The 10906-nt window shown below is 69.5% G+C and carries 12 protein-coding genes; 6 read left to right on the top strand and 6 right to left on the bottom strand.

Features of this window, described 5'->3' with window-relative positions; genetic code table 11:
• Window positions 1-383: 383 nt before the first annotated feature.
• On the bottom strand, window positions 384-590 hold the full coding sequence (locus IG62_RS49365) for a hypothetical protein (RefSeq protein WP_234326941.1): 207 nt from the start codon (window positions 588-590) through the stop codon (window positions 384-386).
• Between the two features lie 232 nt (window positions 591-822).
• Here IG62_RS49365 and IG62_RS0140015 point away from each other — a divergent pair, with 232 nt between their 5' ends.
• The gene (locus IG62_RS0140015; protein WP_051799229.1) at window positions 823-1734 is read left to right on the top strand and encodes an SCO6745 family protein; all 912 of its coding nucleotides are present in this window, start codon (window positions 823-825) and stop codon (window positions 1732-1734) included.
• Window positions 1735-1783: 49 nt separating this feature from the next.
• On the opposite strand, the gene IG62_RS0140020 is transcribed toward IG62_RS0140015, so the two are convergent.
• Entirely contained in the window at window positions 1784-1993 is a 210-nt protein-coding gene (locus IG62_RS0140020) for a hypothetical protein (RefSeq protein ID WP_158795186.1), read from the bottom strand.
• Window positions 1994-2437: 444 nt separating this feature from the next.
• On the opposite strand from IG62_RS0140020, the gene IG62_RS43575 reads away from it, so the two are divergent.
• Window positions 2438-3292, top strand: coding sequence for a hypothetical protein (locus tag IG62_RS43575; RefSeq protein WP_030815936.1), 855 nt, complete (start codon window positions 2438-2440; stop codon window positions 3290-3292).
• A gap of 446 nt (window positions 3293-3738) precedes the next feature.
• Here IG62_RS43575 and IG62_RS0140035 read toward each other — a convergent pair whose 3' ends face one another.
• Window positions 3739-4440, bottom strand: coding sequence for a TVP38/TMEM64 family protein (locus IG62_RS0140035; RefSeq protein WP_030815939.1), 702 nt, complete (start codon window positions 4438-4440; stop codon window positions 3739-3741).
• A 72-nt stretch (window positions 4441-4512) separates the two neighbouring features.
• Between IG62_RS0140035 and IG62_RS47570 the strand changes: the two genes are divergently transcribed.
• From IG62_RS47570 to IG62_RS0140050, 3 genes are all read left to right on the top strand, one after another.
• The gene (locus IG62_RS47570) at window positions 4513-4686 is read left to right on the top strand and encodes a hypothetical protein (RefSeq protein ID WP_158795187.1); all 174 of its coding nucleotides are present in this window, start codon (window positions 4513-4515) and stop codon (window positions 4684-4686) included.
• 109 nt (window positions 4687-4795) lie between these two features.
• Window positions 4796-5968: an elongation factor Tu gene (gene tuf / locus IG62_RS0140045; protein ID WP_030815942.1), complete on the top strand. Its 1173-nt coding sequence runs from the start codon at window positions 4796-4798 to the stop codon at window positions 5966-5968.
• Window positions 5969-6109: 141 nt separating this feature from the next.
• Window positions 6110-6424 (top strand): hypothetical protein, encoded by a 315-nt coding sequence (locus IG62_RS0140050; protein ID WP_030815945.1) that lies wholly within the window; start codon window positions 6110-6112, stop codon window positions 6422-6424.
• Window positions 6425-6645: 221 nt separating this feature from the next.
• Here IG62_RS0140050 and IG62_RS0140055 read toward each other — a convergent pair whose 3' ends face one another.
• Both IG62_RS0140055 and IG62_RS0140060 read right to left on the bottom strand, forming a co-directional pair.
• On the bottom strand, window positions 6646-7197 hold the full coding sequence (locus IG62_RS0140055; protein ID WP_158795188.1) for a hypothetical protein: 552 nt from the start codon (window positions 7195-7197) through the stop codon (window positions 6646-6648).
• Window positions 7198-7274: 77 nt separating this feature from the next.
• Window positions 7275-7610, bottom strand: coding sequence for a hypothetical protein (locus IG62_RS0140060; protein ID WP_030815952.1), 336 nt, complete (start codon window positions 7608-7610; stop codon window positions 7275-7277).
• 510 nt (window positions 7611-8120) lie between these two features.
• On the opposite strand from IG62_RS0140060, the gene IG62_RS0140065 reads away from it, so the two are divergent.
• Window positions 8121-8984 carry a spermidine synthase gene (locus IG62_RS0140065; RefSeq protein WP_030815954.1) on the top strand — a complete coding sequence of 288 codons (864 nt, stop codon included), beginning with the start codon at window positions 8121-8123 and terminating at the stop codon, window positions 8982-8984.
• Between the two features lie 526 nt (window positions 8985-9510).
• On the opposite strand, the gene IG62_RS0140070 is transcribed toward IG62_RS0140065, so the two are convergent.
• Window positions 9511-10839, bottom strand: coding sequence for an MFS transporter (locus tag IG62_RS0140070; RefSeq protein WP_030815956.1), 1329 nt, complete (start codon window positions 10837-10839; stop codon window positions 9511-9513).
• Window positions 10840-10906: the final 67 nt, after the last annotated feature.

The following is a 10906-nucleotide window of genomic DNA, read 5'->3' on the forward strand; positions in this document are numbered from 1 at the left end:
GGCATACGAGATAGGAGTCCGTCTCGTGGGCTCGGAGATGTGTATAAGAGACAGGCCCCGGCCCCTCCTCCACCTACCACCCTCTCCACGCACCTCCTCCAGCTCCCGGCTCCTCCCGGCTCCTCCTCCAACTCCCGCCCTCCAAGCTCCCCTCCTGCCTTCTCCCCGCTACGCCGCCCCCTCCCGCGCGCCCCCGCATAGCCTCCCCATACGCCGCATCGAGCCCTTCTCCGCCGCAACGGCGCAGTCCGCCTGCACCCGCAGCGGCACGCCCCGGCTGCGCCCGCACGGCACGATCCCGGTGCCCGCCGCCCCCTCCCCGTTGGTGCCCGTCACGGGATTGACCGTTCGGGCTGTCGGACCCGTCACGGTGATGCGTTCCGTCACCGGATGCCGGTCAGTGGGGTGGTGCGCCCCGCCCCGCCTCGTCTCGCCGACCACCACGGCCCGCCCAGGTCCTGCAGCGTGTCCGCCACATCGACGCACACCAGCCGATCGAGGTAGCGAGGCGCGGGCAGCTGCGCCCGGTCCAGAGCTGACGGGTGGAGACGGTGGTCGGTGGCACGGTCGTAGCTGCCATTGATCGCCATCCGCCGGGCATCGAGGTACCCGATGTTGCGCGCAGGCCGCTCGAAGCGACGGACGCCCTGATTCTCGGCCCGCAATCAGCGCGAGAAACGCCGCCCGGCCTGCATCGTCGTCCCCCGACTCCGGGGACCGGGGCCCGTCGCACGCCCCCACCTTGCACGCCCACACGTCGCACGCCACACATTGCGCGCCCACACGCTGCGCCGGATCCCCGGCGGCGGTACCGTGCGGGGCATGGAGCTGCATGCGCGATCGCTTTGGCTGGTGACCGAGCCCCTGCACGCGGTCTGCTATTTCGACGAGAGGTGCCGTGCCCTGGGCAAGGACCTCGGCCTCAAGGGCTTCTGGATGGGCTATTTCGCCTCCCGTACCGCTCCGCTGGGTGCCGTGGAACCCGCTGCGGCCACGGCCGTACTGGGTGTCTTCGCGCCCGGAATGGTGGCCCGGGCGCTGCCCGCCGCCTGGAGCGTGGCCGGTCCGGCGCACATCCTCGACGAACGCGGCAGCCGCGCCGCCCAGGCCCTGCGCAGGATCGATCCCGAGCTGGAACACCGCACCACCGACCTCCTGCCCCCGCTCCAGACACTCGTCGACGAGGCACCGGCCACCGCGCGCCCCCTCTTCGCCGCCAACCGCGCACTCTGCGACCACGCCGACCCCGTCGAGCGGCTCTGGCAACTGGTCACCGCTCTGCGCGAGTTCCGCGGCGATGCGCATCTCGCCGTGCTCGCCGACGAGGGACTCGACGGCTGCGAAGCCGTCGTCCTGGCCGCAGCCTCCGGCCGCGTCCCCAAGGACACCATCCGGGAGGACCGAGGCTGGAGCGAGGAGGAATGGGCGTCCGCCTCGGACCGCCTTCGTTCCCGAGACCTCGTCGACGCGGACGGCCACGCCACCGAGCACGGCCTCCAAGAACGTGAACGCATCGAGCACGCCACCGACCGGCTGGCCGGCCGCATGCTGCACGCGCTGCCCGAAGCGGAGACCGAAGCGCTGCTGCACGCCCTGGACGCCGTCGCCCGCCGCGTCCTCGCCGCGGACGTGCTGCCCTTCCCCAACCCGATCGGGCTGCCCCACCTCGACGAACCTCTGCCACACGCCGCGGAACGCCCCACCGGCCCGGCCGCCGCCCCTCCGGCTCCCTGAGCCCCCGCAGCGTCTGTTCCACACCCTCCGTGCCGAAGGCAGGCGGCTCCTAAACGGCGACCGGCTGGTTGAACCCGAAGAAGCGTATGGCCACGTCCAGCGGCCCCCGGGCCGCCCGACCACGCTCACGGAACTTCACCAGGCGATCAACGGCCCCGGCCCACGCGTCGAGATGAAGAATGCGCACCCCCAACTGCCCAAACCGCTCCACCACCGCCCGGCGGCGATCGCCTTTGAGCGCACCCGGCCGCATATCCATGGTCAACGCACCCTGCGGCATCTCAACGGCTCGCACAGCCTTCGAGCACGACTTCGAGCACGACTTCGAGCACGTCTTCGAGCACGTCTTCGAGCACCTCAGCGAACAACGACTCCTCATGTGTCCCCCTGAATACGATCACCGCGAACAACGCACTGCATAGAGCAACGCCTTGCGGGGACCAACGCACCATGCGTCCGCGCCGCCCGCGATGAAAATCTCACTGATCACGACACTAGACCAAGCCACTGACAATCCACGCTGCGCGCGAACTCAACCGCGTGGCCAGGCATTACGCCATCCGGTGCTTTTGAGGCCGCTCCGCCCCGGCGGCTGCAGAGTGATTTTCATCTGGTGGTTCGATGGGTGCTTTGGGGTGCTTTGCTACGGCAGGTCGGGACACCTCTGCCCAAGATGCGTTGAACGGGTATGGATCCTAGAGAGTTGTGGGACCGCAACGCCGTGCTGGCAGAGGCGTTTTGCCTGGGAGACGAACGCGTGCGGGAGGCGCAGGCCCGACTTGACGAGGCCCAGGCCGACCGGTCACGAGTTCTGGCGGCATTCGCGGTCACCGTGGGCAGCACCGGCGCCGTGGCCGGACTTTTCGGACTGAACGAGCGGGAAGTGCGCATCGCCCGGCGCACGGTGGGCAAGGACGACGCCCGGGCCGTCGCCGAGGAACTGCTCGCCGCAGCCGTCCACACCGCGCCACCCCGCGAACCGGAAGAGAACCCACCAGCCCCAGACAACTCCGCCGAATACGCCCACCACAACCCCGCCACCGCGCCCCGCACCACCAGCTCCACCCGCGATGGCGGCGCCGGTACCGGCAGCGGGTCGGGGCCATCCGACCAGAATTGGTCCCCGGCCATGGACGCGGTCCTCATCGGCAGCTGGCAGACCGGCGTCGACCTCCGCGAACTCGCCGCCGAATTCGGGCTCGACCTCACCCGCCTGGTTACCCGTGCCCAACAGCTCTCCGCCCAGGGGCGGTTCTATCCGGGCACGACGGAAACCCACGCGGGACGCCACCGCCGAGGCCCCGGCGACGTCCACGAAGGCGAATACACCATCCCCGCCCAGCAAACCGCCGCCTGGAACTCCGCGCCTCACGCGCACCCCATGGCCACCGCCTGGCAAACCGGCACGATGCCATCGACGGAATCCGTTCCCGACGTCACCGCCGCCCTCTCTACCGAATGGGACAACGCCCTCGCCCCCTGGGGCACCCTCGCCCCCACCCACGAGGACCCGGCGCAAGCTCCACAGCCCTGGACCCAATACCACCTGAGTTCCTGACCCGTTACGACCCATTACGACCAGTTATCGTCACCGGCCCATTCCCTACAGGTACCACCACCGGCCACGGCCGGCCCGACTGGTTCCCCGCCCGCCCGATGTTGTTTCCCGTACGACGACCCAAACCCCGCGATACCGCCGGCCCCCGCCGCCCGCCCGGGCCGGCACTTGTCCCACTCCACTCCACAGCCCATTAACAGACCACCGCTGACCGTCACCTCCGAACGAGCACTCCCGAACGAGCACTCCCGAACACGCACTCCCGAACGGGCATTCGCGAACGAGCACTCCCGAACGGAAGACGCCGGGAAACAGCGCCATGGCCTGACAGGCGCCGTACAAAAGTCCGTCCCGGACACCGAGATCGATGAGCGCCTCACACAACGGTGCTGACCCACACACAACCGGTGCTGACCCACAAACAAACGGTGCTCACCCCGCCGCCCTCAGCGCCCGCGCAACGCCTCCCGCTTGCGCCACGCCACCATCAGTGCCCCCAAAGCACTGAGTGCGAGAAAAGCCATCGCCAACAGGAACACAGGCGACGACGGGGTCGCCGCCCGGGCACCGGCCACGGCGTAGGCCGCCGTATTCGGAAGGCTGCCGAGTGCCGTAGCCAGAAGAAAAGGGCACCAGCCCATACGAGAAACCGCAGCACAGTAGTTGGCCGCAGAGAACGGCAGCCCGGGGAACAGCCGGACCGCCACCATCGAGCGGAAGCCGTGCTCACTCAGCTGCCGGTCGGCCGCCGCCAGCCAGCGCGCCCGCAACAACGGCCGCAACGCCTTCTGGCCCAGCAGTCGCCCCAGCCCGAACGCCAGCCCGGCCCCCAGCACCGTCCCGGCGAGCGCCGCAGCCAGCCCCGCCACACTGCCGAAAAGCGCTCCCGCAGCGAGGTTCAGGACCGGACGCGGAACAAAAACCGTGGTGCACAAGCCGTACGCCACCGCGAACACCGCCATCGCGGTCGCCCCGGACAACTGCGCCGCCCAGCCACCCGACAAAAGACGCTGCGGCTCCCAGCGCAGCATCGCCACCGCACCACCGGCCAACAGGACGAACAACAACGCCAGCCGCAACCACGGAGAACACGCCACCCGCGCACAGCGGGCGGCAAAACCATGGCCAGGGGCGACAGGGGCGAACACCCCGGGAGCGTAACCGACCGGCAGCGGATAAATCGTTCGACGTCACGGCAGCCACCCGGCACCATATGACGCATGTCCCGGTATGCCTTCCTGTCGCTCACGTCCGCAGTCGCGGACGAGCTGAAGGCTGCCGCCGACTTCCTCGCCGCAGCCCCCACCCGGGCCACTGCACCGATGCCCACCAAGGCCATCGCCGCAGTAACCGCCCTGGCCACCGCTGCCGCCTTCGACGGCGCACGAAGCTGACCCTCTCCGGATCGTCCGGCGGACCCCGCAGGGGGAGGGTCGGCCCGGCCCAGGGGTCCCCACGGCGACAACTCGCCGTTCTCACCGCATCCTTGCGAGGAAGAAAACCATGCCGAAGACGGCATACGTGCGCACCAAGCCGCACCTGAACATCGGCACCATGGGCCACGTCGACCACGGCAAGACCACCCTCACCGCGGCCATCACCAAGGTCCTCAGCGACCGCGGCACCGGCACCTTCGTGCCGTTCGACCGGATCGACCGCGCCCCGGAAGAGGCCGCCCGCGGCATCACCATCAACATCTCGCACGTCGAGTACGAGACCGGCACCCGCCACTACGCCCACGTCGACATGCCCGGCCACGCCGACTTCATCAAGAACATGGTCACCGGCGCGGCCCAACTCGACGGCGCCATCCTCGTCGTCTCCGCCGTCGACGGGATCATGCCGCAGACCGCCGAGCACGTGCTCCTCGCCAAACAGGTCGGTGTGCGCCACATCGTCGTCGCCCTCAACAAGGCGGACGCCGGCGACCCGGAACTCACCGACCTGGTGGAGCTGGAGGCCCGCGAGCTGCTGAGCGCGCACGGTTACGACGGCGAGCACGTACCCGCCGTACGCGTCTCCGGCCTGCGCGCCCTCGAGGGCGACCCGCGCTGGACGGAGGCCATCGAGGCGCTGCTCGACGCCGTCGACACGTACGTGCCGACGCCCGAACGCTATGTCGACGCGCCGTTCCTGCTGCCGGTGGAGAACGTCCTCACCATCACCGGGCGCGGCACGGTCGTCACGGGAGCCATCGAGCGCGGCAGCGTACGGGTCGGCGACCGGGTCGCCGTGCTCGGCGCGGACACCGAGACCACGGTCACCGGCCTGGAGACCTTCGGCAAGCCGATGGAATCCGCCGAGGCCGGGGACAACGTCGCGCTGCTGCTCCGCGGGACACACCGCGACCAGGTACGCCGCGGCCACGTGGTCGCCGCGCCCGGCAGCGTCACACCGCGGCGCCGTTTCACCGCCGAGGTGTACGTGCTCTCCACCGAGGAAGGCGGCCGCCGTACGCCGATCTCCACCGGCTACCGCCCGCAGTTCTACATCCGCACCGCGGACGTGGTCGGCAACCTCGACCTCGGCGAGCGCGGCATCGCGCGCCCGGGTGAGACGGTGACGGTCACGGTCGAACTCGGCCGCGACGTTCCCCTGGAGCCCGGCCTCGGCTTCGCCATCCGCGAGGGCGGCCGCACCATCGGCGCCGGCACGGTCCGCACCCTCACCCCCTGACCCCGCCATTCCCAAGCCGCGCCCCGTACTCGCGAATCATCCCTCCGAGTACGGGGCGCGGCACCACAACTACGAACACGAGGCACGACCAGCCGGCACAGCACGACCACCCCAGGACGACCCGGGCAACCACGGCCATACTTGGATGAACCGCACCTCTACGACCCGCGGTCCACCAGCCAGTTCGGCGCCGAATACATGGACACCATGAAGCGCATCCGGGAGCGGCTGGGCCGCATCGACTCGTTGGTCAAGGCTCGGATGCGCAACGTCAACGCCACGCTCAAGGACCTGGCGGACCGTACGGTGCTGTGCCCGCACTGCCGGCAGTACGCCGTGGCGATCCCGGAGGAAAAGGACCACGCAGGGGACCAGGTCTTGGAGCCGGAGCTGCGCTGCCTCTTCTGCACCGCTTCAATGGTCCGCCTGCGAGCTGGCGCAGCTGTACGTGCTTGAGGTTATCGGCGCGGACGACGGACAGCTCCAGCCATGCGGGTGCAGCGGGCACGGGCCTTGGGCCGAGCAGCCGTCCGTGGTGCCCGGCGCCTCGACCGCGGCAGAACCGGATGCCTCCATGGGCCTCTGCTTCCGGTGCGGAGCTAAGTATCACCGCACACCGAGCAAGGTGACCGCCTGGTCGGCATCCGAGGATCCGGCGACGACGGGGTGGTGAGAGGTCACTCCACGTCGTCCCAAAGTCTGTACATCACAGTCAAGTGCGACCGCGCGAGATGGCGGGAGGGGTAACCCGGCTGACAGATTTCGCACATCACGACCTCCCGCCCCTCCCGCAGGGCGCGATCCACCTCGTCGGGGGTATGGCACTCGCGCGCGTCGTCCGCCTCGCGTACCGCTGCGTTGTGGCGACGGTACGCCTTCTGGCGGCAGGCGTTGGAGCAGTACTCCCGGGGCCGCCGACCGCCCTTGGCCCGCCTGGCAAAAGGAGCATCGCACTGCCGGCAGCGCGGCGCGAACCGCTCCTCGATCCTCCACTCGCGGATCAGGGCCCGCAGGTCTTCGTCGATGACGAGGGTGTTCCCGCCCTCGGGGAACCAGCTGCCGAGCAGCTCAACATCCAACGACCGGCTGTGCCGGTATGCGTGATACACGGCGCCTGATCGTCCAACAAATGCGCTGGTCCAGCGCTGTCCCAGAGCGTGGGAGAGTTCTTTCGGCGTTGTCCCGTACAGCGCGCAGGCCAAGAGCGTCATTGCCTGTTCACGGTCCATGGATCGCAGAATGGCGCTCCATGACGTGATGCGCTCCACCCGGGGGCGCTGGTTGGCCCTCTCTCTACGTCGGCCAGTCATCGTTCACCCCCTGGGGTGCCTGGTCGCAGCGCTACGTCGTTTCGCATTACCACCAGGGTCTGCGGCGGCACAGTACTCGGCTCAGGGTCCGACACGCCCGGCTTGAGCAGGGCAGGCGGAACCGAGGGCTTGCCCCAGGGCAGGAGGCCGCAGAACGCGGAGATGACGTGGCTGAGCCCGAGCAGGACCTGCGGCAGATCAGCCGGCGCCGCCCGCCGTGCGATCAGCCAGCCCAAGAAGGCCACCAGGCCGGGCACGGCCACCAAGACGAACACGGCCAGCATCACGAGCCAGACGGGTGCCCCCAACAGGGTGGCGGGCAGGGTAGGCAAGGCGTACCTCCGGAGACGAAAAAAGCCCCTGGGGTGTCACCCAGGGGCTGAACGGTCGGGAAAACAGAAGCGGCCCCTCTTCATCGAAGAGGAGCCGTGATGTGTGCGGACACACGTGAGGTGCCGCTCCCAAAGGATGCCAGAGGCCCGCTCTCTCCGTCAACTCAGCCAAAACAGCTGGTAGTTGGCCCGGTTCACCCGTGCAGATACCGTCGCGGAATTTCGTAACGCAGGGCGAGGACGACGCAGCCGATCCGCTCCGTGGGCACATCCGCCCGGCTCACGCCCTTGCGGAGAACTTAAACGATCCCCCGCAGGGCCGTCCGGTCGTCCGGGGGCAGCCGGCCGGGGTACCGGGGACGACCGCACCAGGGCCAAACGGCCCGCCACGAACCACCGGCCCACCAGCCCAGCCACCCACCCGCCAGCCAGCCCCCTCACCCGTCAGGCACATACCACTGGCCCGGCGCACCCGCCAGGCACCAGCCGCCGGCCCGGCACAATAGAGCGGTGGACGAAGCACCCGAGCCGATACCCGTCACCCGATCCGTGGATCACGGAACCGCTAAGTTGCTACCGGACGTGGACCGGCCGCGCGCCTGGCTGCTGACCGTGGACGGCGCCCCGCAATCGTACGTCGACCTGGACGCGCCCACGCACCTGGAATTCGAGTACGTGCGTCGCCTCGCCCACGTCCTGGACGAGCTCGCCGCCCCCGGGCAGCCGCTCGATGTGCTGCACCTCGGAGGCGGGGCCATGACCCTGCCCCGCTACCTGGCCGCCACCCGTCCGCACTCCCGCCAAAACGTGATCGAAGCCGACCGAGGCCTGCTCGCCCTGGTGACCGAAGCCCTACCGCTCCCCGACGACGACGGTATCGGCGGTATCGCCGTACGAGCGCAGGACGCTCGTACGGCGCTGGAGGAAGCGCCTGAAGCGAGCGCCGATGTGATCGTGGCCGATGTCTTCGGCGGCTCGCGGGTGCCGGCGCATCTCACCTCGGTCGAGTACGCACGGGCCGCCGACCGGGTACTGCGGGCAGACGGCTGCTACATCGCGAATCTCGCCGACAGCGCACCCTTCGAATTTCTCCGCAGTCAACTCGCCAACTTCGCCACGGTCTTCGAGCACTTGGCGCTCATCGCTGAGCCCTCAGTGCTCCGAGGCCGCCGGTTCGGCAACGCCGTCCTGGTCGCCTCGCATGCGGAGCTCCCGATTGCGCCGCTGGCCCGGCGCGCAGCCGCGGACGCCTTCCCGGCGCGGGTCGAGCACGGTACAGCCCTTCGGCGTCTGATCGCCGATGCGCTACCCGTACGGGATGCCGAGGCGGTGGCGTCTCCGTGCCCTCCGGCTGGCGCCTTCAGCGTCGGCTAACCGCGGTGAGGGGCCTGGCTGTGGGGACCTGGCGATGAGCCGTGGGAACCTGGCGATGACGTGCAGGGATAGCGGAAACGTTGGTTGACGGACAGTTGACGGAGTTGACCGAGAGTGTGACGACGGCAAGGGGTAGCGGTTAGCAGCGACGGTCGGTCCGTCTTCCCGCTCGTCCTCCCGGGCTGCCGCCCTCGCCATCCCTCCTCTGCCCTGGCCAGCCCCCTACCGCGGCGTGGTCGTGCCAGGGCGTGATCGTCAACTTGGCCCGTGGTGTGGAGCGGGGCATGGCGTGGTTGCGGAGTGGGGCAGCTGTGGCCTCGGTCGGCTCTGGCCTTGGTTCGTGGCCTCAGCGTGTTGTTTCGGTTGGCGTCTCGATCGCACCTCGTTTTTTTGGGGGTTGTTTGCAGGGGCCCGGCTGGGGGCCTTGGGCTGGGTCTGGGTTGGGTCCTGCGTTTGCGTCTGCGTCTACGTCTGCGCCTTGGCCTTGGGGCTGGGCCGTGTGTGCCTCCTCTATCTCCGGCAACGATTACTGAGCGTTGTTAGTTCCCGTGATTTTATCACTTTCGGTGATGGGCGGGCGAGGGGCTGGGGAGGGGGTAGAGGGGGAGGCCGACAGGGGTGGGGTGGTGCGGCGGGTGAGGTGGCGGATGTCGGGGACGCAGAGGACGGCGGCGGTGAGGAGGGCGATCAGGGCTGAGCAGGACCAGAGGGCGGCGGTGCGGCCCATGAGGTTCTGGACAGGGCCGGCGAGGGCGGTGGCCAGGGGGATCATGGAGACCGAGCCCAGCCAGTCGTAGGAAGAGACCCGGGAGAATTTCTCCTCGGGGATCTCCTGATGCAGGGCCATCATCCACGTCACCGAGAAGACCTCGATCGCGATGCCGGTGCCGAACATGAGGGCGGTGAGGCCGGGGGCCGGCAGGGGGATGGCGAGTGCGGCGGACGGGAGGGCGAGCGGGAAGACGCACAGTGCGCCGGTCAGTAGGAGACGGCGCGGTTTGATGCGCGTCATGAGGAGGGCGCCGATCGCCGTGCCCGCGCCGAAGGCGGCCAGTGCCAGGCCCCACGGGCCCGGACCGCCCAGATGCTCTTCGGCGACCAGCGGTCCGTAGACCGCCTCGGCTGCCGACACCACCGCGTTGACGATGGAGAACTGCACCACCACCGCCCACAACCACGGGCGCGAGGCCACCTCGCGCCAACCGTCCCGCAGATCGTGGAGGATGCCGCTGCCCGCGGCCCGTTCGGGGATGCCGCGGACATCGAGGAAGGCGCGTAGCGCCCCGGCCAGGGCGAACGCGGCGGAGTCGACAGCCAGGACCCAGCCGGGGCCCACCGCGGCGACGAGCGCGCCTCCGAGTGCCGCGCCGCCGATGTTCGCGCCGCTCATGCCCATGCGGAACACCGCGAAAGCGCGGCCCGCCTGCTCCCCGGAGACGCTGGCGAGCAGCATGCCCTCGGAGGCCGGGGCGAAGAAGGCCTGCCCGGTGCCGCCGAGCGCGGCCAATACGGCCATCTGCCACAGGCGTGGCTCCCCGGTCAGGACGAGCAACGCGAACAGGCCCTGCGAGATACAGCTGAGGGCGTTCGCGGCGACCATGACGTGATGACGGGGGAGTCGGTCGGCGACCGCGCCGCCGATCAGCAGGAAGAGGACGAGGGGGATCGTGCGGGCGGCGGCGACCAGTCCTACGTCGGTGGCGGAGCCGCCGGCGGCGAGGACCGCGAAGGCGGTGGCGATCAGTGCGCCCGAGCTGCCGAGGTTCGCGATCACGGTGGCTCCGGTGAGGAGCAGGTAGTTACGTCCCGCCCAGCTGGGGCGCGTTCTCGCGTTCTGTAGTTGTCCTGGCCGCATGGGTGTCAACGATATGGGGGGAGGGGATGGGAGCTGTCTCTTATACACATCTGACGCTGCCGACGAA

This window comes from Streptomyces sp. NRRL S-337, from assembly GCF_000720175.1.
Taxonomy (GTDB): domain Bacteria; phylum Actinomycetota; class Actinomycetes; order Streptomycetales; family Streptomycetaceae; genus Streptomyces; species Streptomyces siderophoricus.

Excerpts from the sequence above, each read along its gene's own strand:
- IG62_RS49365 (WP_234326941.1), bottom strand. The coding sequence starts at position 590 with ATGGCGATCAATGGCAGCTACGACCGTGCCACCGACCACCGTCTCCAC.
- IG62_RS0140015 (WP_051799229.1), top strand. The coding sequence starts at position 823 with ATGGAGCTGCATGCGCGATCGCTTTGGCTGGTGACCGAGCCCCTGCAC.
- IG62_RS0140020 (WP_158795186.1), bottom strand. The coding sequence starts at position 1,993 with ATGGATATGCGGCCGGGTGCGCTCAAAGGCGATCGCCGCCGGGCGGTG.
- IG62_RS47570 (WP_158795187.1), top strand. The coding sequence starts at position 4,513 with ATGTCCCGGTATGCCTTCCTGTCGCTCACGTCCGCAGTCGCGGACGAG.
- tuf (WP_030815942.1), top strand. The coding sequence starts at position 4,796 with ATGCCGAAGACGGCATACGTGCGCACCAAGCCGCACCTGAACATCGGC.
- IG62_RS0140055 (WP_158795188.1), bottom strand. The coding sequence starts at position 7,197 with ATGGACCGTGAACAGGCAATGACGCTCTTGGCCTGCGCGCTGTACGGG.
- IG62_RS0140070 (WP_030815956.1), bottom strand. The coding sequence starts at position 10,839 with ATGCGGCCAGGACAACTACAGAACGCGAGAACGCGCCCCAGCTGGGCG.